22 protein-coding genes are annotated in these 25,499 nt (G+C 41.3%); 10 read left to right on the top strand and 12 right to left on the bottom strand.

The window, feature by feature from the left end:
• Positions 1–528 precede the first annotated feature (528 nt).
• Positions 529–906 (top strand): hypothetical protein, encoded by a 378-nt coding sequence (locus NOS7524_RS23850; RefSeq protein ID WP_015141042.1) that lies wholly within the window; start codon positions 529–531, stop codon positions 904–906.
• Positions 907–1,024: 118 nt separating this feature from the next.
• Here NOS7524_RS23850 and cobT read toward each other — a convergent pair whose 3' ends face one another.
• From cobT to NOS7524_RS23835, 3 genes are read right to left on the bottom strand one after another with little or no spacing between them, the layout of a single operon-like run.
• Entirely contained in the window at positions 1,025–2,158 is a 1,134-nt protein-coding gene (gene cobT, locus NOS7524_RS23845) for a nicotinate mononucleotide-dependent phosphoribosyltransferase CobT (protein ID WP_015141041.1), read from the bottom strand.
• A 60-nt stretch (positions 2,159–2,218) separates the two neighbouring features.
• On the bottom strand, positions 2,219–2,950 hold the full coding sequence (locus NOS7524_RS23840) for a DUF2232 domain-containing protein (protein ID WP_015141040.1): 732 nt from the start codon (positions 2,948–2,950) through the stop codon (positions 2,219–2,221).
• Between the two features lie 13 nt (positions 2,951–2,963).
• Entirely contained in the window at positions 2,964–3,662 is a 699-nt protein-coding gene (locus tag NOS7524_RS23835; protein WP_015141039.1) for a Crp/Fnr family transcriptional regulator, read from the bottom strand.
• A 609-nt stretch (positions 3,663–4,271) separates the two neighbouring features.
• Between NOS7524_RS23835 and NOS7524_RS23830 the strand changes: the two genes are divergently transcribed.
• A complete protein-coding gene (locus tag NOS7524_RS23830; RefSeq protein WP_015141038.1) occupies positions 4,272–8,501 on the top strand; it encodes a hypothetical protein in 4,230 nt (1,409 codons plus the stop codon).
• 56 nt (positions 8,502–8,557) lie between these two features.
• Here NOS7524_RS23830 and NOS7524_RS23825 read toward each other — a convergent pair whose 3' ends face one another.
• The 6 genes from NOS7524_RS23825 to NOS7524_RS23800 form a co-directional block, all read right to left on the bottom strand.
• On the bottom strand, positions 8,558–9,400 hold the full coding sequence (locus NOS7524_RS23825; RefSeq protein WP_015141037.1) for a carbohydrate ABC transporter permease: 843 nt from the start codon (positions 9,398–9,400) through the stop codon (positions 8,558–8,560).
• On the bottom strand, positions 9,397–9,969 hold the full coding sequence (locus tag NOS7524_RS23820) for a 5-formyltetrahydrofolate cyclo-ligase (protein ID WP_015141036.1): 573 nt from the start codon (positions 9,967–9,969) through the stop codon (positions 9,397–9,399). Before NOS7524_RS23820 ends, NOS7524_RS23825 begins: the two co-directional genes overlap by 4 nt.
• A gap of 153 nt (positions 9,970–10,122) precedes the next feature.
• Positions 10,123–11,067 (bottom strand): GDP-L-fucose synthase family protein, encoded by a 945-nt coding sequence (locus NOS7524_RS23815; protein WP_015141035.1) that lies wholly within the window; start codon positions 11,065–11,067, stop codon positions 10,123–10,125.
• Between the two features lie 24 nt (positions 11,068–11,091).
• Entirely contained in the window at positions 11,092–12,171 is a 1,080-nt protein-coding gene (gene gmd, locus NOS7524_RS23810) for a GDP-mannose 4,6-dehydratase (RefSeq protein WP_015141034.1), read from the bottom strand.
• Between the two features lie 568 nt (positions 12,172–12,739).
• Positions 12,740–13,498: a sugar transferase gene (locus NOS7524_RS23805; protein ID WP_015141033.1), complete on the bottom strand. Its 759-nt coding sequence runs from the start codon at positions 13,496–13,498 to the stop codon at positions 12,740–12,742.
• A gap of 112 nt (positions 13,499–13,610) precedes the next feature.
• Positions 13,611–14,753 carry a glycosyltransferase gene (locus NOS7524_RS23800; protein WP_015141032.1) on the bottom strand — a complete coding sequence of 381 codons (1,143 nt, stop codon included), beginning with the start codon at positions 14,751–14,753 and terminating at the stop codon, positions 13,611–13,613.
• Between the two features lie 258 nt (positions 14,754–15,011).
• Between NOS7524_RS23800 and NOS7524_RS23795 the strand changes: the two genes are divergently transcribed.
• Positions 15,012–15,950: an NAD-dependent epimerase/dehydratase family protein gene (locus tag NOS7524_RS23795; RefSeq protein WP_015141031.1), complete on the top strand. Its 939-nt coding sequence runs from the start codon at positions 15,012–15,014 to the stop codon at positions 15,948–15,950.
• 167 nt (positions 15,951–16,117) lie between these two features.
• Here NOS7524_RS23795 and NOS7524_RS23790 read toward each other — a convergent pair whose 3' ends face one another.
• Positions 16,118–16,843 carry a Uma2 family endonuclease gene (locus tag NOS7524_RS23790; protein ID WP_015141030.1) on the bottom strand — a complete coding sequence of 242 codons (726 nt, stop codon included), beginning with the start codon at positions 16,841–16,843 and terminating at the stop codon, positions 16,118–16,120.
• A gap of 93 nt (positions 16,844–16,936) precedes the next feature.
• Between NOS7524_RS23790 and rfbB the strand changes: the two genes are divergently transcribed.
• The gene (gene rfbB / locus NOS7524_RS23785; protein WP_015141029.1) at positions 16,937–18,001 is read left to right on the top strand and encodes a dTDP-glucose 4,6-dehydratase; all 1,065 of its coding nucleotides are present in this window, start codon (positions 16,937–16,939) and stop codon (positions 17,999–18,001) included.
• Between the two features lie 13 nt (positions 18,002–18,014).
• On the opposite strand, the gene pgsA is transcribed toward rfbB, so the two are convergent.
• Positions 18,015–18,530 (bottom strand): CDP-diacylglycerol--glycerol-3-phosphate 3-phosphatidyltransferase, encoded by a 516-nt coding sequence (pgsA, locus tag NOS7524_RS23780; RefSeq protein ID WP_015141028.1) that lies wholly within the window; start codon positions 18,528–18,530, stop codon positions 18,015–18,017.
• Positions 18,531–18,550: 20 nt separating this feature from the next.
• On the bottom strand, positions 18,551–19,114 hold the full coding sequence (locus NOS7524_RS23775; RefSeq protein ID WP_015141027.1) for a Uma2 family endonuclease: 564 nt from the start codon (positions 19,112–19,114) through the stop codon (positions 18,551–18,553).
• Between the two features lie 157 nt (positions 19,115–19,271).
• Between NOS7524_RS23775 and NOS7524_RS23770 the strand changes: the two genes are divergently transcribed.
• From NOS7524_RS23770 to NOS7524_RS23750, 6 genes are all read left to right on the top strand, one after another.
• Positions 19,272–20,684, top strand: a complete 1,413-nt coding sequence (locus tag NOS7524_RS23770) for an aspartate ammonia-lyase (RefSeq protein WP_015141026.1) — start codon at positions 19,272–19,274, stop codon at positions 20,682–20,684.
• 147 nt (positions 20,685–20,831) lie between these two features.
• On the top strand, positions 20,832–21,803 hold the full coding sequence (locus NOS7524_RS23765) for a DUF362 domain-containing protein (protein WP_015141025.1): 972 nt from the start codon (positions 20,832–20,834) through the stop codon (positions 21,801–21,803).
• Between the two features lie 871 nt (positions 21,804–22,674).
• Complete coding sequence (locus tag NOS7524_RS28935; protein ID WP_015141024.1) at positions 22,675–22,860, top strand: hypothetical protein; 186 nt, start codon at positions 22,675–22,677, stop codon at positions 22,858–22,860.
• Positions 22,861–23,288: 428 nt separating this feature from the next.
• Complete coding sequence (locus NOS7524_RS23760; protein ID WP_015141023.1) at positions 23,289–23,801, top strand: inorganic diphosphatase; 513 nt, start codon at positions 23,289–23,291, stop codon at positions 23,799–23,801.
• Positions 23,802–24,037: 236 nt separating this feature from the next.
• Entirely contained in the window at positions 24,038–24,421 is a 384-nt protein-coding gene (panD, locus tag NOS7524_RS23755; RefSeq protein ID WP_015141022.1) for an aspartate 1-decarboxylase, read from the top strand.
• Between the two features lie 11 nt (positions 24,422–24,432).
• Complete coding sequence (locus NOS7524_RS23750; protein WP_015141021.1) at positions 24,433–25,335, top strand: MBL fold metallo-hydrolase; 903 nt, start codon at positions 24,433–24,435, stop codon at positions 25,333–25,335.
• Positions 25,336–25,499: the final 164 nt, after the last annotated feature.

Raw genomic sequence — 25,499 nt, 5'->3', positions numbered from 1 at the left:
AGTTATTATTCAGCAGTAAAAAAATTACTATTTTTCCAAATATATCTCTTATCTCATACCTAGCCGTCATTCAATGTACCACCTGCCGTTTTTAGCAATTATCAGATACAGTAGTCTGCTTCGCTTTTTGATTCAAACAACTCAGTACATCTAAAGAACCCTTCTTTCCTATACCCTGTACCTTGTGGTTTATCCTCTGTGTCTACGAATTCAGTTTCAAAAGACTGAAAATCAACATTAAAGTTCAAATCACAAGATTAATGGCTTTAAAATCCAGTTATTGGTCACATTCGCGGCTAAAGCAGTATTAATTAACTGGAAAAATCTGTCATCATTAACCAATATAAGTTAATTAATCTCAATAAAATCATGAGTAATAGCTCTAGTTATCATTGAATTAGATTTATAAATGATTCACTGTATGTAGCATTCCAACGGAAGATTTGAATCATTAAATAATTCATAAGTATGTTTAACATTGCCAGTAAATTGAATAACATATAGAAAATGTGCGGACGAGGGTATTAAATGGAGCCATTACAACAGCAGATCCTAACTGTGAGTCATAAACTGGATGCCCTCTACCAGTTCATAGAGCAGCTTGACTTGAAAGTCGCTCAAGCTTTTTCAGAATGCTCCTTAGCCAGAACAGAAGCCAAGGATAATTTGCAGGAAAATCGTGATACTGGTTACTCTCAGTTAAAAAGACATAATATGAGTTTCAGTGCAGAACTGGAACATAAGGATATATTGACAGATGGCATTTATCTAGACATGAATCGCCAAGATGGAGAAAGAACTTTATCACCCGAAATTCAAATACAAAGACTGACGGCGCAATTAACGGCAGCATACAATCGTATTGCCGCTTTAGAAGAACAACTACTCAAAGAGAGAATTCATTAATTAAAATGACTTACGCAGCTATCGTAAATTTTTTGTTGTGGCAGTCAATAATCCATAGTCAATAGTCAATAGTCAATATTCCTAAAAAATGCCGGAATCAAAAATTCCGGTATTTTTGCTATGAGCTACGGAGTTGGGTAAGTTGCTCAATCTGGTTCTCAATGGCTGCCAAAAGTTGATGTTGCTGCCAATCTTGACAAAGATGGGCGGCGATACAAGCTGCACCAGCACCTACGCCTTCTTTCACAAAACCTTGTTCATAAGCTTGGAGTTGGGAGTAGCGAGAATCGGCAAAACTCAGTCCAGTTGCTAATAGGGTAGGGATTGGCTCATTTAAACTCAGGGCAAGTTTAACAGTATCACCCGTTGGATCTTCTGCTACCCAACGGGTTGTACCGACAGCTACTGCTGTTGGTTGCCAAGATAAGCTGTAAGTCTGTGCGATCGCATTCATGAGCGCATAAACTGCTAGCATTTGCGTACCACCAGCCAATAGTACACCACAACGGCGACTAGCTGCGATCGCCATTCCAGCCACTACTACCTGCATGGGATCACCTACTGACGCAGCTAGTTCTAGAGGATCAATAGGGAGAGAAGAATGATCTTTTACCTTGTGTCTCTTTTTCATCCTCTCCAACCCTTCCTGCACCACTTGCCACTTCTGTTCGTGATTACAAATGGGGTGACTACTGTTGACCTTTCCTAGCGCGTCTATACCCAAGCCAGTTAAAATCCCTAAAGCAGTAGTAGTACCACCAACAACACATTCACTTAAAATCAGATAACCTGTCTGAGATTTAGCCGCTAGGCGTTCACCCCAAAGCAATCCTTGCTTAAATAAATGATTGACATTGGTTAATGCCATTGCTGCGCCTGTGCTTAAACACTTCGCCGGAAAACCCCCCAAATCAATAATAGGCGCAGCTGGGGGTTGAGGTAGTCCAGCATTAAATAAATAAACAGGTATGTTAAATGCTTCCACCACAGCGCGAGATATTAGTACAGGGGATGCTCCCGCCGCCAGTGGTGGTAAAGGATATTGAGGCTGATGTTTGGCACCATAGTATAAAAATTCTGCATCAGCACAAGCAGTATATTTTCGATCCTCTGGAGTGCAACCAGCTGCTGAAATTCCTGGAATCAAACCAGTTTCGGTAAAACCTAAAACACAGACAAACAAAGGCACATCACCACGATAACGCCGTAGCCATGCTTCTCCTTGCTCTGCTTGTGTATAAATACGAACCATATATACGACCCCGATACCCTAAAACCAGGGTTTTCTGGACAACTCCCCACTCCCACCTGATTAATAATCCATCAACACTTGCACCCAATTTGGTGGACGGGGTATGGGATTTCCCAAACGGTCTAACAATAGCCATGCAGCTAAATGTACTATAAACAGGTAGATAAAATTATTGATGACAATTAAGGCGATCGCCCCTATTTGAATTACAAATACACTAGGGGTAGCTAATAGTCCTAACCTCAGAAATATCCACTCTGTCAGTTCTGTGACTTGGTTAATTACATAAATCCATAAATCTTCACCTGACAAGATAGATAGCAACCACAGGCGAAAAAATACACCTAAAGTGCCTAATACAGTTCCTAGAGTAATAGAAACAAGCCAAGGCACACGACGATACCATGTTGCACCCAATAGCACACCCATAAACGCAAAGGGCATAACGAATAACAGACTACGAACTGGCCCCATCAAAACTGATAGCAGTAAGCCAGAGGTAACAGCCGCCATCCATGAGGCTCGTTTGCCCCAACGCAGATAAACTAAAGCAATGGGTACAGGGAAAAATATCCGCAATACTGGCCCCAAGGGAAAGTAAAAATTAATGAACCAAATTAGACTGGCAGCACTTGCTAAAAATGCAGTTTCTACCATTCTCAAGGGTGCATCTACCTTTAATTGAGGCTGCTTGAGCTGTTCTTGCTGATCTAAATCTTGATTTAGTGAGTTGTGAGATTCAGGGGATGAATTTTCCTCTGGCTCATCTGGCAGAGAATTGAGAATACTCATCGGGAAAAAGTTGTTAAACTATCATTTTTTCTAAGGCTGACAAATCGGGAATACAAATATTATCCTGATCTCGCTTAATCAAGCCTTTTTTTTCAAATCTTGTCAATACTCTCGTCACTGTTTCTCGTGCTAATCCACTCAAACTACTCAGTTCCCGGTGAGGTAAGTTAGGAATTTCGGTTCCTGTCTGTCCCCGTTTTCCTTGGCCTTCTGCCAAAAATAATAGTGTATCTGCTACCCTTGACTGACTATCAGATTCCCGTAGCCGCAACCTTCGATTGACTTGCCGTAAGCGTCGAGCCATCAGTTGAGATAAGTGAACCCCCGCCAAAGGTTCTGTATGCAGTAACTTGACAAAATCTTGGGATGGCATACTACCAATCATTGTAGTAGTAAGAGTAATGACATCTGTAGAACGGGGGACTTCATCTAAAGCTGCCATTTCACCAAATAATTCTCCTTTACCCAGAATATTCAGTGTTACTTCTTTACCTTCTAAATTGTAAGTACGAATTTTTACCCAGCCTTCAACTATAAAGTATACAGAACCACCCCAGTCATTTTCTAGTAAAATTACTTGATTAGCTGGATGTGTACGAGTTACAAGGTGGTTGAGGGCTATTTCTACAGAGGTTTCTGGTAAACCTTGAAAAAAGGGAGCCGAGATTATCCAGGGGTTAGTGTTTGCCTGTAAGTTATATCGGTCTTCCATTACGAGATTTTTTATCAAAGCAGGTATATAAAGCAAACAAGAGCGTTAAATTCAGCCTAAGCGATAAAAGTACAATTTCTTAAAAGCAAATTAATTATGTTACACAGGCAAGTGATCAGAACTTTTTTCTAGACAATGTTTAACTTTGATGTGAAATTGCGTTCAGACTAGCTCCCAGAAAAAATGAATACTCCAAAAATATAGTTAATCAACAATAATGATACTCAAAGTAGTTAATTTTTGCTAAAAAATTTTTACCCTTCATTGTCATCAGGAGGTGAGTAAAACAAATGCTACCTTACTATCCCGATTATCCATCAGCTATACAACTGGCTTGGCGATTTGGATTTTTTTGTGTTTTTATACTATGAAGTCCTAGAGGCTGTAACATCCCCTTGTACACTATCTGAATACTGGCAATCCCAGAGTTTAGGAGGGCTAATCACCCCAAAATAGTTGTTCATAGGTGATACCTGCTACAACTTCACGGCAAGCTACCACTTTTATTCATCCATACAACAATTGCACTAAGTTATCCTTGTTACTTAAATAATTGTAAATTAATTTACACATTCAGTTAACCTAAAATTCTAGATCAGGTAATTTAAAGTGACTTCCCCTAATAATGAAATTCAAAACCTAATTGCAGATATTGACAACTTACTAAACAACAGTGGTAAGCGTTTGTCTAGGCTTTTTTCTAGTCAAGCGCCAGAGCCGAAAGAGGTTTTAGAGCGAATTCGCCATTTTTTGATGAATTTACAAGAAGCTGAGACATCAGAACATCTTGAACCACAGCCATCTGTGGGTTATGGTCATAAATCGCCTCTATTGCTGAAGTTTGTTGATCAGGCTCAGAATCAGCCTGTTACACCTCTAGTTCCCAGTCAAGAAGAACAGACTCATGCGATCGCCGAGCAATTAAAAACCGAATTATCTACTTTTATTCAGCCATTAAAAGGGGAAATTACCGCACTTTTGCAAGAGCGAACCATTCTGGAACAAGAAATTAGACAGCTAGAGCAAAAGCGATTACATAATTATTCCTTAAGTCAGCAACTGGCGAACCAAGAGCAGATTATTACTGAATTTTTACAGGTGCTGATGAGTCGCCTAGTACCGACTTTAAAATCCCAGATAGCTGAGACAACCGTTGATGAGCGTAATTATACTCAGGACAATAGTCAAACAAGTATAGAACTTACGCCGCCACACCAGCAAACCTTCTGGGAACCATCACCCCAAACAGAGCAGTTAGCACACATAACTCAAGAGTTAGATCAAAAATTGTTATCTCTAGATGGCACTGTTAATGTTGTATTTGATGCCTTACAGCGCAATATCAATACTTATCATGAGTCCTTAGCTCAAGCATTGGCAAGAATGCACAGTACGGGATTGCAAGGTGAACAGTTGGTGGCAAATTTACTGAATAATTTAACGCAACAGTTATCCAGTTTTCAGCCATCTAAAGTTGAGGGCGCAAATCCGACTCTAGCTACCGTACTATCATGTTCTAAGCCAGCCAGTACCATTACTCAAGAGCCACAATCAGCAGCTAGTCCTTTATCTATAGAGTTGGAGTCTCTATCTACAGAGGATATCAATCTAGAAACAGTAGAATTGCCGTTGGTGAGCGATGGGCTTCTCGGAGAGAGGCTTCGCCAACGCCCCACCGAAGGCGATGGGCTACGCCCCACCGAAGGCGATGGGCTACGCCCCACCGAAGGTGAACGCATCTTAGAAGACAGCTTCGATACAGCGATTGAGGAATCAGCATCTATAGAATTGTCGTTGATGAGCGATGAGGCAAGTTTCGAGGAAGGCGATGGGCTACGCCCCACCGAAGAAGGTGAACGCATCTTAGAAGACAGCTTTGACATAGCAACCGATGAATTGGATGAAATGTTGTTGCTGCTGGGTGCTGATGAACCGTTTGTGGCTCAGAACTTGTCAAACCCGACCACATTATCCCAGGATGCTGTGGAATTAATTGGTGAAGATGGTGATGACGAAGTTGACCTGATCTATGCCAGCTTATTTGGTGATCATAATTTCAGTGATGTCAGTCTGGAGCTAAACCCAGAGTCTATTACAAAGGATTTACCTGAGTTGAATCCTACTGATCCTCTACCTCCTACCAATCCTCTAGCAGAAGCAGATACTGCGGCAATGATGCCAGATGCTTGGTTTGACCAGTCAGATGCAGATATTTTTGATCACCTTGATTCACCAGGGATACCAGATCCGCCCATACAACCCCTAGAATCATTATTCTTTGAGGAAACGACTCAACCCGCATCCGTAGAGTTGGCAAATGTACCACTCACAGAAATTAACCCTATACAGCCCAATAGTGAAGATATAATCACATCGTTAACAGATTTATTGGCAGATGTAGATTTTGCAGCACATCAAGAACAATTCTCGGTACTAGATTCTCCTGTAGAGGATGCCAAAAAATCGACCGTAGTTACTATTGAACCAAAACCATCAGTAGCCACTTACCAAGAACAAGACGAACAGCCACAACATTTTGTCGAGGAATTTATTCCGGCTTCACCCCAAGAGAATTTGCTGTCACCAGAAGTAACTTATTTAGCTGATCTGCCAGAAATTTCTCTCAATGAAGAGCAGTGGCTCAAATTGCATCAGGATTTAGCCCAACTTGATGAGCATCAGGTACAATCACAACCTTTAATTGGGTTAGATAGTGCTGATTTTTGGGTGAGCAATCGCCAACAAAATCTTCATCCAGAAGTAGTAGACGGCACATATAATCCTGCTGTTTCCGCTCCAGAAGTTTCACCGGCAAACCCTATTTCTTTACCACAGACAGAAACTGCCCTGGATTTTAGTCCCACGACTGAAAAAAAAAAGGAAGCCACAATTGCGACTCCAGAAGCTTCTGTAGTCACCTCTGGAAGTACGATCAACAATGGAGAAGTTGCGCCTGATACTCTGGACTCAGTTTGGTATTTAGGGATTGATTTGGGTACCACAGGAATTTCTGCAACCTTGTTAAATCGCGCCACGGGTGTTGTTTATCCCATTTGCTGGTCAGCAGAACACCAATCAGGCAGCCATTCCTTTCAGCAATCCTTTCGTCTACCCGCAGAGGTTTATTTACCTACAACGTCTGCATCATCTGGAGAGACTGAAAGCACAAAAACACCAGCACAAGCGGCTTATCCGAAGAATCATCCGTGTTCAGCACAGTTGAAACCATATTTACAGGTAGCTATTCCCTATAAAAATGAACAACAAAAATGGGAGCCTGTACTGCAATTTAATCAGTTTTCTGCCGGGCCTTTAATTTGGGTGGTGCGATCGCTTTCAAAATTACTGTTAACTCTCAAAGCCGACCGCCATAGTACCACTCAAGGATTAATTGCTACAGCTATTGGTTTAGATGAACACAGCTTTCACCAAATTATCAATAACGTTGCTGGTGTAATTTGTAACTGTCCCTCTAGTTGGTCAGAACAATATCGTTTCAATGTGCGGGAGGCTTTACTGACAAGTAAACTAGCCCAACATCCCCAACAAGTATTTTTTGTAGAGGAAGCGATCGCTAGTTTACTGAGTATCCTAGATGGTGCTAACAGTGAAAAAGTACAATTTAGCACTTACCAGGGTTTAATTCCTGCCAAAATCAATGATCATTCCTTGCTAGGCAATACCCTGGTGATCAATCTGGGAGCAACTGCCACAGAAATGGGGCTACTGGATGTGCCAGATAGCCTGCAACAACTCACCCACAATCATTTCATGCTCCACAGTTTTGCTTATGCCAGTAAGGGGATTGAGCAAGATATTATCTGTCAGTTACTTTTACCGCCCAAATACCGCAAATCTCGTTGGGAAAACTCAGAAGATAGTCAAAAAATTAGTAGTAACCCTTGGCCATGGCAATCAGCTTTTACAGGTTTAGATCAGATTCAGTGGCAGAGTTTAGGATTAGATGAATTCGAGTTACCTCGCGTCGGAGAACCTGATATCCAGACTCGGATTTGTCTCCAGCAACGATTAGAAAGCTCCTTAATTGGACAGGCGCTACTAGATGCAGCCTTAGCCTTGAAGCTGATTTTGCAACACCAAGATGCGTTTAGCTTTGAATTAGCCGATCAATGCTGGACTTTACAGCGACGAGATTTAGAAAGTCAAGTGTTTGTGCCGTTTGTCCGTCGCCTCAATCGCGAACTGAACAAGTTATTAGTAGCGCGTGGTATCCCCACAGAAGCGATTAATCAAGCAATTTTGACTGGTGGGGTGGCAACTTTGGGCGTTGTTAACCGTTGGCTACGGCAGAAACTCCCCAATGCCAAAATTATTCAGGATGCTTACATGGGTGAAAATGGTGCGCCTAACTGTAGTCGAGTAGCTTATGGTTTGGCATTACTACCTTTACATCCCCAAGTTTTAGAAGAATCTCGCCATCAATACACTGATTATTTTCTGTTTACAGAATTGCTGCGGTTATTGCCAAACCGTACCCTAGCCTTTGGCGAAGTTCTGCAACTATTTGAAGCACGAGGTATCAATACCAGTATTTGTCAGCAAAGACTTTTAGCCTTTTTAGAAGGGGAATTACCTCCGGGTTTGATTCCTGCAACCCCCGAATCTACCTGGCTGACACAAAACTCTCAGGCTAATTTAGATTATCAAGCGATCGCCTCCGCACCACTATTTGAAAAACAAGGCAATCTCACTTATCGTCCTAATTTCTCACAATTACAAATTCTCCATCGCTATCTAAATGCGATTAAAGCCAGCACTCAGCAGTCCTTGGATGAACCATATACCGTTGATTTCGTAGTTAGGGGTGTAAGGGTGTAAGGGTGTAGGGGAAGATAAGGAAGATCAGAAGTTTTCCCAATCCCCAATCCCCAATCCTAACCCTTAACCCCACTACCAGTATCTGTTGCTACGATGTAACGCTGCAAAACTAAAAATAAAATTAATACAGGTGCGATCGCAATCACTGAACCAGCAGCGACTAAACGCCAGTCTAGAGAAAATGTCCCTGCTAATTTGGCTACTCCCAAGGGCAGGGTATATAAGTTTTCGTCTTGAATGACAATCAAAGGCCAAAGAAAGTCACTCCAAGAGCCGATAAATACAAAAATAGCCAGAGTTACCAGTGCTGGTCTGACGGCTGGTAACATAATATGCCACCATAAACCCAATTCTGAGCTACCATCCATACGGGCGGCTTCTTCTATTTCTTTAGGAACACCCATAAAAGCTTGTCTTAACAGAAAGATACCAAAAGCAGATGCCAAGCTAGGGAAAATCATTCCTAAGTAAGTATTTCTTAACCCTAACTGTACTGTCAAAATATACAGGGGGATCATCACAATTTGGAAAGGAATCATAATTGTAGACACGATCGCAATAAAAATGCTATTCCTACCTGGAAATGATAGTCTAGCTAAGGGGTAAGCCGCTAAGGAGCAGAACAGCAGATTTAAACCAACAGTCAGCACTGCTACCAAGGTACTGTTATAGAGGTACTGCCCAAACGGTAAAGATTGCCAAACTTTAGAGAAGTTGTCTATTGTAGGTTGACTCGGTAATAACTGCGGTGGCGACTGCAAAATATTTTCTGTGGGCGATTTTAAAGCTGTGCTAATCAGCCAAAGTAATGGGAAAAGCGTGATGATAGCGATCGCTCCCAGTAAACAGTACATCATTACTGTTTGCGTCAGGGTATTTTTAAATTTTAATTTCATCATATGCTGTAAAATTTAGTTTCCGTAGCAACCGCAGCTAAAGGTTTATCCCACGGTTGAATAGGCAGTTGGTGTAAATAAGCAGAGTCAAAAACAATACCGATGGTTGGCTTATCTGCCCATGCAGTCGAACTGAGCAGACGATCATAATAACCGCCACCATAACCTAGACGATATCCACAGCGATCGCAAGCTACGCTGGGGATGAGAATTAAATCAACTTCTTCTGGATGAATAGTTGGTGCTTGATGATGGGGTTCTTGAATCCCATAGTCATTAATATGTAAAGATTCCCCAGTTTGCCAAATATGCCAGTGCAGGGATTGATCAATGCAGCGAGGAAATCCCCAACGGTATGTAGTATCTGCAAATAGGCAGCTAATATCAGGTTCTTGGCGAAAACTAAAATAAGCAAGTATAGTCTTAGCTTGCTGAAAAATCAGAGAATTTTGTAATAGATGACAGATGCGATCGCTTTTTTCTCGCCATTCTTCCACAGACATTGACTGGCGAGTTTTTAAAAGAGTCCGGCGTAATTTTACCTTATTAAGTTGACAGTCAACTGTTGCCATGAAGATGAGTTGAGAGCGTCAACTAATAATATCGTTGATTTTTGTACTTATTAGGAGTAGGGACTAGAGAGTAGGAAAAGGAGAAGGGGAAATCAATTCTTAATTTTCTCCCTCATCCTCCTCATCTTCCTCATCCCTCTAATTCCCCATATCCTAAGCAGCGTTTTGACGATACCAATCAATAGTATTCTTGAGTCCCTGCTTAAACTCTACCTGAGCAGTAAAATTAAAAGCAGTCTTAGCTCGCTCAGTATCTAAACAACGACGGGGTTGACCATTGGGTTGATCAGTTTGCCAAACAATCTCACCGTCAAATTCCATCAGTTCGCAAATCAGAGTTACTAAATCGCGGATGGAGATTTCATAACCCGTTCCCAGGTTCACTGGTTCGGAGTCGTTGTAGAATTGAGTTCCCATAACAATGCCCCGTGCAGCATCTTCTGAATACAGAAACTCACGGGTAGGACTACCATCACCCCAAACTGGTAGTTCCTTGTCTTGGTTAATTTGAGCTTCATGAACTTTACGAATTAACGCCGGGATAACGTGGGAACTCCCAGGATCAAAGTTATCTTCTGGTCCATATAAATTTACTGGCAGCAAGTAAATGCCATTAAAGCCGTACTGCTGACGATAAGATTGTAATTGAACTAAAAGAGCTTTTTTAGCAACTCCGTATGGGGCGTTAGTTTCTTCTGGATAACCATTCCACAGGTCATCTTCTTTGAATGGTACGGGAGTAAACTTCGGATAAGCGCAGATTGTACCCACACAGACGAATTTTTCTACACTTGATTGATGGGCAGCATGAATTAGTTGAGTCCCCATCATCAAGTTATCGTAGAATAACTCCGCCGGTTTTTCACGGTTCAGACCAATACCGCCAACATGAGCTGCTAAGTGGATAACGATATCTTGTTGATCTACTGCACGTTGGCAGTTTTCCCAAACACGTAAATCCAATTCGCGCGATCGCGGTATGGTAATCTTGGCTGGATCAGCCCCAGCCTGACAAAGCTGACTTATTACCTGACGACCTAGAAACCCCGCCCCACCAGTGACGAGAATTCGTTTATTTTTGAGTTCTAAGGCGGTCATATATTTATCCTTGACAAGAATTAATCAGAAGTGGACAGCACCCAGTTCTTGACGAATAGTAGCAAGGTCGTGGGGCAGGAGTGAACCATTACCGTTGCCTGATTTATGACCTAATACTTGTAAGTCTGCTTCTACCATCAAAGACACTAACTCTTTAAAAGTGACTGAAGGTTTCCAGCCTAACTTTTGCTGGGCTTTAGTTGGGTCGCCAATTAATAAATCTACTTCTGCTGGGCGCAGATAACGCTCATCGAACTCTACATAATCTTGCCAATTGAGATTCACATGACTAAACGCCAACTCCAAAAACTCACGTACTGAGTGGGTTTCACCTGTGGCAATCACATAATCATCTGGTTGATCCTGTTGCAACATCAGCCACATTGCCCGGACATAATCTTTAGCGTAGCCCCAATCTCTTTTAGCATCCAAATTACCCATATAGATTTTTTTCTGCTTACCAGTAACAATGCGGGCAACAGCTCTAGTAATTTTGCGGGTGACAAAGGTTTCACCACGACGGGGTGATTCGTGGTTAAAAAGTATGCCATTACAAGCAAACATCCCGTAGGACTCACGGTAATTTACAGTTTGCCAGTGGGCGTAAACTTTGGCACAGGCGTAGGGACTACGGGGATAAAACGGTGTTGTTTCACTTTGGGGTACAGCTTGTACCAAACCATACATTTCTGAAGAACCAGCTTGATAAAATCGCACCTGAATCCCAGTGCGTCGCTGATAGTCGCGGATGGCTTCTAGCAACCGCAGTGTTCCCATTCCCACTGCATCCACTGTATATTCAGGTGAATCAAAGCTTACCCGCACATGGGATTGAGCGCCTAGATTATAAATTTCTGTAGGTTGGACTTCCTCTAAAATCCGTCGCAGGGTTGTACCATCGGTCAAGTCGCCGTAGTGCAGAAACAACCGTACGCCTTCTTTGTGGGGGTCTTCATAAATATGATCGATACGGTCAGTATTAAAGGTAGAAGTCCGGCGAATTATACCATGAACCTCATAACCTTGCTCTAGTAAAAATTCACTCAAGTATGAACCATCTTGACCAGTAATACCAGTAATCAACGCACGCTTGTTTTGCGTCATGCTTGCTTAGTCCTTTTGTCCGTAATGAAAATATATGCGGGTTAATTTATACAACCTAGCAGTTAATCGCTAAATTGCCTAATGGGAAACCTACGAGTTTTAAAGTCTGCCAGGATTCTATCGTAAATAAATATACTGAATAAAAACTAAATTGTTATTGAGAAACTGAGGCTGAAGCGGCTGTAATAAAGCTATCTAGGGATTTTACTGAAGCTCTTCTTCGCAAAAAATTTATATATTTAGCAAATTTGTTAAGCCTAAATTAATAAAGTATAAAAAATTCCTTAATGAAAAAGCATTCTGTATACTGCTCAACCCCCCGCTACCGCTAATAGCACTCAGAAAGCATCGTTAAAAATTAATCCTGGATCTACGTATATGACTATTAGGGGAACACCAAAAAATAAATTATTCCCAATTGACGGTTAGTAGGGTGCATCAGTATGAATAATTTCTTGGTACAGCTAGGTTTTCTCACACTGACACACCCTACATTTTGGATATTTTTTTATCTGGAAGTCCCTAGGGGCATTCACTGCCCCCTAACAAAAAAACTCAAGTTTTTGTTTCAGTATGCTCCGTTATTTTTAGGAAAAATCACCACATCAATTGTTTTTAATATGATCCATAAGTCCAACCAAAATGTTCTAAATTTGACATAGTGCAAGTCTATTTGGACTCTACGTGGATAAGGAATGTCATTACGCCCAGATACTTGCCATAATCCGGTAATGCCTGGTCGGATCGTTAAAACCTGATCAATGTGTATACCATATTTCGGTAGTTCTTCTGCGACTAGGGGGCGTGGTCCAACAACACTCATATCCCCTTTTAAAACGTTCCAGAATTGAGGAAATTCGTCCAAGCTAGTAATTCGCAAGAATTGACCGATTTTGGTAATTCTGGGGTCTTGTTTGAGCTTAAAACTGTTTTCAAATTCCTGTCGCAAATGGGGCGATGTTTCCATAATTTGGACAAGGACTTCGTCCGCATTGCTGACCATTGTCCGGAATTTAATACAATTAAAAGGCTTGTAGTTCTTCCCTATTCTTTCTTGGACATAAAAAATCGGGCCTTCCGAGCTTAAAGCAATCATTAAGGCCAAAATTAAGTAGACAGGAGAGAACAGAATCAAAACCGACAGCGAAAATACAATATCGAAAACTCTTTTACCAAACTCTCCGTTTAATTTTGGCCAAGACAAACCTTGAGGTTTGATTTTCGGTGTCTTTGTTTTTTGACCACGCTTAATAACAGAACGCATAGACGAACTAGCATCTGTCCTTGAGCGTCGCTTGCCGGAGAGGAGTGAGCTCTGGGCAGTCATCATACTCCTTAATAATCCACACCACACATAGTCCCAATCTTAAAGCTAAAAGGAGGTGCTTCTGGGGGAAAATTGCCAAAAGCATACAAAACAATTCACAAAATTCTGGTTATTATTTCCCAGAGTGCCTGTTGTTGTGGCACTGATCAATAAAATCTAGGTAGCGTTCGGCAAAAATTTGCGGTGAAAACTGGGCGGCGTGCGATCGCATATACTCAGGATTGAGCGCATCGTGATAGATTTCAAATTTTTCTACTGCCTCCACCAAAGCCTCTTGAGTTTGCATCTTAAAGAATATACCCGTTCCTGTGTCTTTGTAGGTACGTACATCCCGCACAGTTTCTAAAGCTCCCCCTGCACCGTAGGCAATCACTGGAGTACCGCAAGCTTGCGCTTCGACTAAGGCAATCCCAAAATCTTCGCAAGCACCATACACAAATGCCTTGGCTCTAGCCATATATTTTTTTACGATATCATCAGGTTGCCACCCCAGTATTTGGATATTAGAGTTCGCTAATTCCCGAATTTTTTTCATTTCCGAACCTGTACCAATGATCACCAACGGCCGCTGCAATTGATTAAAAGCTTTAACAATTAGAGATACTTGTTTATAACTCACTAACCGGGAAACCGTAAGATAAAAATCCTCTTTGTAAGGCAAAAACGGAAATGCCTCAACATTGACTGGGGGATAAATCACGGTTGCTTCGCGCCGATAGCAACGCCAAATGCGCCGGGCGGTATGGTGTGAGTTGGCAATGAAGTAGTCAACCCGATTAGCACTTAATACATCCCATTGGCGTAAACAATGTAGTAAGTACCGAGTTAACCATCCTGCTACACCATTCCCCAGTTTGCTGTGGCGGAGATAATCAAAGGTTAAGTCCCAGGCATAGCGCATAGGACTGTGACAGTAGCAAATATGCAATTGGTCACCAGTAGTGATAACTCCTTTAGCGACTGCATGAGATGAGGACAAAATTATGTCATACTTCCGCAAATCCAGTTGTTCAATTGCCAAAGGTAAAAAAGGTAAGTATTTCTGAATACCATTACGAGCTAGGGGAAAATACTGAAGAAAAGTCTTGCCGATTTGACGTTGGTATAAGTAACTGTCAGGATTGCTAGATTCAAAATCAATCAGGGCGTATAAATCGGCATCGATATGATTCAGAATTTCCCGCACCACGAGTTCTGAACCACCTGTGGCTTTTGGGGTCAGCCACTCATGAACAAGAGCATATTTCAAAGGCACAGCTAACTTTAAAGAGATAGAAAATCAGTTAAGCAAAGTGTGAGGTTAACTGCAAAGTTTCCCTTGGCGAACAAGATGTGGGAACTGCTCTAGATGAAAACTTAGGACGTATTTCTTTTAGTAGAGGTTCCACAGAGATACAGCAACCTGATAACCTCAAGGGTATTGGGTACTGGGGATTGGGGATTGGGTATTAGGTATTGGGAAAACTCTTTCCCAGTCCCCAGTGCCTAAAAAAGACATAGGAGTTGGGAATTTATGCGAATTTTGATCATGGGTGGCACTAGATTCATAGGTGTCTACTTAACTCAGATTTTGGTAGAACAAGGGCATGAGGTAGTTTTGTTTAATCGTGGTAATCGCCCCCTACCTAACTTGCAGGGAGTAGGACAAATTATAGGCGATCGCACTGATCCTACACAGCTGAAGGAAAAATTATTACAAGAAAATTTTGATGTAATTTTTGATAATAATGGTCGAGAATTGTCTGATACCCAGCCATTAGCAGAAATTTTTCAAGGTCGGGTACAACATTTTATCTATATGAGTTCTGCGGGGGTTTATCTCAAATCTGACCAATTGCCCCATGTAGAAGGAGATACAGTAGATCCAAAAAGCCGCCATAAGGGTAAACACGAAACTGAAGCCTACTTGCAACAGCAAGGATTACCCTTCACTTCCATTCGTCCCACCTATATTTACGGGCCGATGAACTATAACGATTTAGAAAGTTGGTTCTTTGACAGAATTGTACGCGATCGCCCGATTCCTATTCCTGGTAATGGCTTACATATTACCCAACTAGGTCATGTACAAGACTTAGCTACAGCCATGTCTCAGGTGATTGGCAATAAACAAGCGATTGGACAGATTTATAATATATCAGGCGATCGCTTTGTCACTTTTGATGGTTTAGCCCGTGCTTGCGCTCAAGCCGCAGGTAAATCACCCGATGCCATTAAAATTGTGCATTACGACCCGAAAAAGTTTGATTTTGGCAAACGCAAAGCTTTTCCCATGCGAGTCCAGCATTTCTTCGCTTCAGTCGATAAAGCCCAAACCCAATTAAATTGGCAACCCCAATACGATTTAATTTCTGGGTTAGCTGACTCTTTTGAAAAAGATTATTTAGCCACCGGAAGAGATAAAACCGAAATAGATTTCTCTGTAGATGAGGAGATTTTACAAGCTAGCTAGAGGCTAGGGGCTAGAGGCTAGGGGTTAGGAAGAACTCTTGAATACAGGAGCAGGGGAGCAGAGGAGCAGGGAGACAAGGGAGAATTTTTACCCAGTCCCCAGTCCCCAGTCCCCAGTCCCCAGTCCCCAATCCCCAGTCCCCAGTCCCCAGTCCCCAATCCCCAGCCCTACACCTGATTCGGATCAATTCCTAACTCTTTTAACTTTGCGGCTAATCTTTCAGCTCGTTGGCTTTCCTGTTCTGTGGGGGTGGGAAGCCAATTTCCATTTGCATCGTACCAGCGTAGCCACAAGCGTTCGATTCCTTGGTAAGTACCTTGCCAAAGTCCTAATCCTAACTCTAAACTTGGCATCCAAATTTGAGGTGTAGTCAATTCAATTTTGCTATAACGGTCTGCCACTAATTGAAAAGCTTGTAGTTGATCAGTATAGCGGTCAAAAATTATATAGTAAGGAACACGTAAAATCCGTTCATATACTTCCCATTTAGTTGGCGGTTGGCTAATTTCCCTGAGAGTTTGTCCCAAATCTTCTTTTTCTGTCCCCGGAGATAGTAATTCCACTACCACAAAAGGCGCAACTCCTTCCTGCCAGATTACGTAACTTAAACGTAATTCTCGTTGTTCATAGAGACGAGAAACTCCCACCACTGCAAACCAATCAGGACGTTTATACCACAGTGGATGATGGGTGTCATAATACAGATTTAAGTCAGTGGCAACAAAAACTTGCTCTGCTGGATAGTTGGGGGGAGAAAACGTATCTTCTAGCAGACGAGGTTGCCAAATGTGAAATTGATCAGGCAAACCGGGTTCCTCCGGGTATTCACTGGGAAGATCATACATTGTAGGTAGGGCTACTTTGGCGGGATGAGGAGGATCTGTTTGATACATATGGGGAGTCCTAACCGACTAACTTTAAGTTAACAAACAACAGCAAAATTCTGGTACAAATCAAAATACACTCAATTTATTTTTTCAGAAAATATGCCAACGCTATTGGTAACAGGAGGAGCCGGATTTATCGGTGCTAATTTTATTCTCCTGGCTCGACAATCTCAATGGGCTAATATAGTTAACTTAGATAAACTAACTTATGCCAGTAATTTAGGAAATTTAGCAGAACTGCAAACGGATAAAAACTATCATTTTGTACAAGGAGATATTGGTAATTTTGAGTTAGTCAGTTATTTATTAGAACAGTATCAACCTGATGCTATTATCAATTTTGCGGCTGAAAGTCACGTAGACCGTTCAATTTTGAGTCCGCAAGACTTTATTAATACTAATGTATTAGGAACTTTTCAGTTATTAGAATCCTGTAGATTTTATTGGCAAAAGCTTTCCTCTGCAAAACAAAAACTGTTTCGGTTTCTACACATATCTACAGATGAAGTATACGGCTCACTGAATCCCCAAGATCCAGCTTTTAGAGAAGATACTCCCTATGCACCTAATAGTCCCTATGCAGCGTCTAAAGCTGCATCTGATCATTTTGTGCGAGCCTATTATCACACCTATGGATTACCAACTTTAACCACAAATTGCTCTAATAATTACGGGCCTCTTCAGTTTCCTGAAAAGCTGATTCCTTTAACTATTCTCAATGCTTTAGATAGTAAACCTTTACCTATATATGGAGATGGGCAAAATATCCGAGACTGGCTATATGTCATCGACCACTGCCAAGCTATTTCTTTAGTTTTACAACAAGGTAAACTTGGCGAAATTTATAATATTGGGGGACTGAATGAACAAAATAATCTGACAGTTGTCAAAACAATTTGTGCAATTCTCGATGAATTAGTGCCTCGATCTAATTTTTCTTACTCTTCTTTGATAACGTTTGTAAAAGACCGTCCTGGTCATGACCGTCGCTATGCAATTGATTGTAGTAAAATCAGGCAGGAATTAGGTTGGCAACCTCAAGAAAACTTTGATAGCGGGTTGCGAAAAACGGTGCAATGGTATTTGCATAACTCACATTGGGTAAATCAAGTGCGTTCAGGCGCTTACCAAAGCTGGTTACAACAAAACTATGAAAATAGATAATTATTTGAGAATGTTAATTACTCTCTGAAGATTGAGGCCAAAGATAAATTCCTCCAGAGATTAACGTCAAACCAACAGCCAGCCAAAAGGCAATGAGAGATGGTATTTCCCACTCTGCTGATAAGGGTGCAATGAGCAAGGCGATCGCAATAATCTGGCTAACAGTTTTGAGTTTACCCCAAATGTTCGCCCCGGTAATCGTCGTTTGGTTGACTCGCCAACCCGCGATCGCTAATTCTCGCGCTAAAATCAAAAACACTCCCCAAGCCGGGATTTTTCCCAACTCCACTAAAACCAGCAACGGTGCTAATACTAAAAATTTATCTACTAAAGGATCAAGAAACTTACCCAAATCGCTAATTTGGTTAAGTTTTCTTGCTAAATAGCCATCTAACCAATCCGTCAGCGCCGCCACTAGAAAAATTGCCAAACAAATCCACCTAGCTTGTGCTGTCGGATTGTACAATCCATACAGCAGAAATGGCACACCCAGAAGGCGAGAAAAAGTTATCCAGTTGGGTAAAGTCATAATTTTGGTTGAGAACTTGTTTATAATTTCAACCAATCAAATAATTGCCCTAATGTCAAATGTAAATCCCTAACTAAATCTGGTACAGGCAATATATCTTGTTCGTTTTCTAAATATATTGGTTGTTGATGGAGTGGATACACCAAAACACCACTTTCTTGTGGATCAATTAACCAACCTAAGCTAGTTCCATGATTTAAACAATGTAAAATATTTCTGGTAACTTTAGTTGTACTTTGTTCAGGAGATAGAATTTCAATTGTCCAATCTGGATATGTATTGAACACATTGGCAATATTTCCGTTTTCATCTACAGTAATTCTCTGCCACGCAAATACTGCAATATCCGGAACAGTAGAACGTCCACCAAAAGTACAACGTAATTCTGGCAAGGCTAGTGCTATTTTTCTCGGTTCTGCTACTTGATTAACTGCATTAGCTAATTGCAACTGTAATCTGCTATGTTTACCTTGAGGTATAGGTTTTTGAATGATTTCACCATCGATATATTCACTTGCTGGTTTAGTTTCTGGTAATTTGAGAAATTCTTCTAAAGTTATAGGTTGAGTTGGTGTTTTAATCATAATATTCTCCTACTCATCTTTAATAACAAGTTAGCTTAGATCAGCTTATTTGACATAGCTACGCAACTGTCATAAATATAGTCAATAGTCATATTCTTTATGCAGATTGTTAATTTTGAATTTGGCATTTTTAATTTTGAATTCGGAGCAAAGCAACGTGACTGAAAATAGAGATTTTCGGATTGAACGCGATTCAATGGGCGATCGCCAAATTGCTAGTGATGTTTATTACGGTATCCAAACACTCAGAGCAATCGAAAACTTCCCAATTAGTGGAATTAAGCCTTTGTCTACTTACGTAGATGCCTGTGTTTTGATTAAAAAAGCTACAGCTATTGTGAATGGTGAACTAGGCTGCATTCCCCAAGATATTAGCCAAGCCATTGTACAAGCCACTGATGAAATATTAACTGGGAAGTTACGCGATCAGTTTGTTGTTGATGTCTACCAAGCTGGTGCGGGGACTTCGCACCACATGAACGTTAACGAAGTCTTAGCAAATCGGGCTTTAGAAATTCTGGGTGAAGAGAAGGGGAATTACAAACTGGTTAGTCCCAACGATCATGTTAACTATGGGCAGTCTACCAACGACGTAATTCCCACAGCAATCCGAATCGGTGGCTTGTTAGCATTAGCGAGGACATTGCATCCAGCCTTAGAAAAAGCGATCGCTGCCTTAGAAAACAAAGCTGTAGAATTTCAAGATATCGTTAAATCTGGCAGAACCCATTTACAAGATGCTGTACCCGTACGCTTAGGTGAAAATTTCCGAGCTTGGGCGCAAATTTTATCAGAACACCAAAACCGCATTTACACAGCCTCCGGGGACTTAATGGTGTTGGGTTTGGGAGGTAGTGCTGCTGGTACGGGATTAAATACCCATCCTCAATATCGCGCCCGTGTGGTAGAAGTTCTCTCAGAATTACTAGAATCACCTCTACAACCTGCACCCCATTTGATGGCAGCAATGCAGAGTATGGCCCCATTTGTCAATGTTTCTGGCGCATTACGTAACTTAGCTCAGGATTTAGCCAAAATTTCCCATGATTTACGGTTGATGGATTCCGGGCCAAAAACTGGTTTGAAGGAAATTCAATTGCCCCCAGTGCAACCCGGTTCCTCGATTATGCCAGGTAAATATAACCCCGTCATGGCAGAGATGACATCAATGGTGTGTTTTCAGGTAATGGGTTACGACAATGCGATCGCTCTTGCCGCCCAAGCCGGACAATTAGAATTAAACGTCATGATGCCGTTAATTGCCTATAACCTGATTCACAGTATCGAAATTCTTGGTAATACCATCGCCGCCCTCACAGAACGCTGCATAGAGGGAATTACCGCAAATCAGGAACGTTGTTTAGCCTACGCTGAAGGCAGTTTAGCTTTAGTCACTGCACTTAACACCCATATTGGTTATTTAAACGCCGCCGCCGTCGCCAAAGAATCCTTAGAAACCGGGAAATCTCTAAGGCAGATTGTTTTAGAAAAAGGGCTAATGAGTGAAGCAGAACTAGCTACTGTGTTAAATCTAGAACAGATGAGCAATATTGTAGGGACTGGGAATTAGGGACTGGGGACTGGGGAGTGGGTATTGGGTATAAGTTATTTTCCTCCTGCCTCATCTCCCTTGTCCTCCACCCTACGGGTAGGCTTACGCCTTCGTAACAGAAGCAAGCTACATCCCCCTCATCATCTCCACTCACCATCAACACCCATGCAAAATCAAAAACCCTCTGTCAGCCTCATTCGGGCTAATTCTTACGAACAAGATACTTTACGGGAATCTTTAGTTACCCTGCTAGAACCTTTTGGGGGAATGGCAGCCTTTGTCAAACCAGGGCAACGTGTCTTACTCAAACCCAATTTACTCACCGGTGCGCGTCCCACCAAAGAGTGTACTACCCGTGCTGAATTAGTTTATGCCGTTGCTAAAATGGTAATTACCGCAGGTGGCAAACCATTTTTGGGAGATAGTCCGGCTTTTGGTAGTGCTAAAGGTGTAGCTATAGCTAATGGTTATCAGCCCATCATCCAAGAATTAAATCTTCCTATCATTGAGTTTCACGGGCAGCGTTACCAAACCGTGAGCGAAAATTTTAATCACCTACTAATCAGTAAAGAAGCTATAGATGCAGATGTAGTGATTAACCTACCTAAAGTCAAGTCCCATGCTCAGTTAACCTTAACGTTGGGAGTTAAAAACCTCTTTGGTTGCGTTCCCGGCAAAATGAAAGCATGGTGGCATATGGAAGCCGGCAAAGATGCCAACCGTTTTGGTGAAATGTTAGTCGAAACGGCTAGGGCAATTAATCCAGACTTAACCATTTTAGATGGCATCATCGGTCATGAAGGCAATGGCCCCAGTGGGGGTGAACCTCGTCCTTTGGGCATATTAGCCGCAGCATCAGATGTTTTCGCCCTAGATAGAGCAATGGTAGAAATTCTCAACGTAGCACCGCATCAAGTCCCCACTGTTGCCGCTTCACAAAGGTTGGGAGTTTGTCCAGAACTGGCTGCAATTGAGTTTCCCAACTTACATCCTGATTTATTAAAAATTACAGATTGGCAACTTCCAGACAAGTTAATGCCGATTGACTTTGCTATGCCCAGAGTCATCAAGTCTACGTTTAAACATTTATATATTCGTTTTATTAAAGAACCCATCAGCGCCTATGGTAGACAGTAGTTTGTCGTGAACATCCCACCAAAAGCAAGTGCAAGCTCTGCTACAACAACCCTCCAGTGAGAAGAGTAGTCTAGAAATTACCCTCCGATTGCTTAAACAAACCGCCCTATAGTGGCGGTTTTCTCCTCAATAGGTATATTTTATCTACTTCCTCTGCTCCTCTGCTTCCACACACGCTACATCGCCCCATACCTCGTCAACCGCCAGAAGTATTTTTACTATACCTATGTATAGATTGACAAAATTGCAGTAATACTACCTAAAATTTTCTATTGTGATTTTTAAATAATTTTGTGGTGTGATTACTGACTCATTATTAGTAAATATGGGGATTATATCTGTATTTATGCGGGTAATTTTCTGCTTATAAAAATCGCGCTAATTCATTTTTTCTGAGATTGGAATGTATTTATAAGGGTTCTTATTCGACCGCTAAAAAAACTTATCTATTTCAGCAAAATTTCGGTATTTTGCTCATTATCCTGATATCATCAATCCCTAAAAAGACCTCAGACAGAGTATTTGGGAGATATAAATATTATCAAGGCAACATCATCAAGATAGCTCATTAATCTTCTAACAGATAAAAAATATCACTGAAGTAGTATTTACTTTAATCTTTTCTTAACATAAGAAGATAGCCCATTTTGCCAATAAACCTTAACAAATTAGTGACGCAATTCAGCTAAAAAGGTTAATTTACAAGCTTGTATCAAAATTACCTAGTGGAAATGTACAATTATGACACTTGCCAAACTGGTTCATGTTTTTGACGGCTACACATTTGACAATAGAAAATAGCTAAAATAGTATTGAAACTCTCCACAAGAGAGTAAACCTAACAATCAATTGTGATTAACTCCAATTCTGTATGAATTCAGATAGCCAGTCTGCCAACCCTCCCGACACGTATTCCCATCGTTTGGCAGACATTCTGGGAACATTGATAGCTGTAGTTACTCTAACGCTACCTGTGTTTGTCATTGCCCACTATTCAACCGACGTTCCAAACAGTCAGCAACCCATGACATACGAACTTCCGAGAGGTGAGCGATAGACAACAAACACACACATGAATGTGAGATTTCAGCAGCATAAAGTTCCAAAAAATGGAGAAAGCAAATATTGAGCCAGCATTTTTAGATGTAAATCAACAGCGATGAGCTAAATCTGCGTTCTACACAAAGATTTAGTGATTTTTGTTAATTAAGGGGAAATGCCTTCTCAGGGAGAGGGAAGTAGTGAAAAACTGCTAATGGTAAGCGTCGCGATCAATATCGCAACGCTTTTTTATCAGCAACGTCAGGGATAAAGAATACACAAGCGTTGCATTACACTTGATTTTTCTATATTCATGTGTAATTAGTAGCACTGGTATAGAGTTCAGATGAAATACTTTGGAAGAAGTCCATCTTGGCCATAAAATTTTACACGGGGAGTATGTCCCCAATAAATTTTGAGTGAAACTATAGAGAGGAATTTTTTGTGGACTTATCCCGTATTCCAGCCCAGCCAAAACCCGGTGTGATCAATGTCTTGATCGAAATTGCAGGTGGCAGTAAAAACAAATACGAATTTGACAAAGAGCTAGAAGCATTTGCTCTAGACCGGGTACTATATTCTTCGGTAAAATACCCCTACGATTATGGTTTTATCCCTAATACTTTGGCGGATGATGGCGATCCCCTAGATGGTATGGTAATTATGGATGAGCCAACTTTCCCTGGTTGTATCATTCCTGCTAGACCAATTGGTTTTTTGGAAATGGTTGATGGTGGCGATCGCGATGAAAAAATTCTGTGTGTACCAGACAAAGATCCCCGCTACACTCACGTAAAATCCTTGCAAGATATAGCACCACACCGTTTAGATGAAATTGCTGAATTTTTCCGCAGTTATAAGAATCTGGAGAAAAAAGTAACTGAAATTCTCGGTTGGCAGAATGTTGACAAGGTAGCACCCCTAGTTGAAAAGTCAATAAAAGCTTATAAGGGATAGTGGGCGATCGCTAATGGGTAAGACTAAAGTAAAAAGTGAAAAGTCCTAATTAGTGCTGAGTACCGAGTGCTGTTAGCAGAAGCGAGGCGTTGAGCCTGTACCAAGTACCCTTAGCGTATCGAGGCGCAAGCCTGTGCTTATTGATTACTTAGGACTTAAAACTCATGATTCAGCACTCATGACTCAGCACTCAACACTCAAGACTTGTACTTGTTGCCACATAACCTGAAACCGAAATGCAGCGTACCCTCCTTTTAGCAAAAATTCACAATTGCACTCTCACAGGAGCAAACATCAACTATGTGGGTAGTATCAGCATCGATAAAGTCTTGTTAGAAAAAGCTGGCATCTTACCATATGAGCAAGTGCAAGTAGTGAATAATGCTAATGGTGAGCGGTTCATTACTTATGCAATACCAGCACCAGCCAATTCCGGAATTATTGAATTAAATGGGGCTGCCGCCCGTCTAGGCATGATCGGCGATCGCGTGATTATAATGACTTACGGGCAGTTAACTCCGGAGGAGATCAAAAGTTACACTCCTACGGTAGTCATTGTGGACGAACACAACCGACTTTTAGAAGTGCGATACTACGATGACCTGCTCGCTAAGATCTAAAGTGAAAGAAAATGTCCAATCTTGATCTGTCAGGTTCCCAGATCTACCTTACTGAAAAGTCAGCAAAATCACCCAGTAATTTAGCGGGTGATTTTGCCGTGAGATTTTGGGGTGTCAGGGGTTTGATTCCCACCCCAGGTAGCCATACCAGTCGTTATGGTGGTAATACCGCTTGTGTAGAAATACACGTAGCTGGTAAAAACTTGATTTTTGATGGCGGTACTGGTTTACGCCTCCTGGGTAAAACTTGGCAGCACTTGCAACAGCCACTAGAAGCCCATTTATTTTTTACCAATTCCCAGTCGAATCGGATTCAGGGTTTTCCCTTTTTTGCACCTGCATTTATTGCAGAAAATTCGTTTCATATTTATGGTGCGGCTGCTTCCAATGGAGCATCCATCAAACAATGTCTGTGTGACCAAATGCTCCAACCACATTTTCCCTATCCCCTACAGGTCATGCAGTCTGAATTGCAATTTTACCATCTAACTCCTAGCAGCGAAGTCAAGTTAGATGAAGTCACAATTACAACAGCACTGATTAATCAAACTCAACGCTCAATTGGCTATCGAGTCAGCTGGCAAAACTACAATGTTGCGTATATTACAGATTTAAGTAACCGTGCAGATCAAATAGAGCGAGAGGATATTCTACAAATTATTCAAGGTGTAGATTTACTCATTGCTAACGCCACTTACACCCCACCCACATCACATGATCATGATTGTGCTGATTCTCTTTGGCAAATAGCCGTAGAAATGGCTCAGACGGCGAATGCAAAACAGTTAATTATTTCTCATCATCACCCAGATGACTATGATGATTTTCTCGACAAGGTACAGAAGGAAGTAAAATCTATTTTCCCTAATGCACTACTTAGCAGTGAAGGCTTAGTATTAACCATCAGCAATTAGCATCAGGTAATCTGTAAAATTTATTTCTCCCCCTCATGGCATTTTTAAAATATTCTGAAAGATAGAGGCTAATTTGTTTGGGGCATATCTTTTTTTAGTAAATTTTTTCTAAAAAACTGTGTTGGCTGTTACAATATTGTTAAGAAAAGTTGCCCGTTGCATTT

The organism is Nostoc sp. PCC 7524 (genome assembly GCF_000316645.1).
Classification (GTDB): domain Bacteria; phylum Cyanobacteriota; class Cyanobacteriia; order Cyanobacteriales; family Nostocaceae; genus Trichormus.
This window is presented reverse-complemented; position numbering and strand designations above follow the sequence as displayed.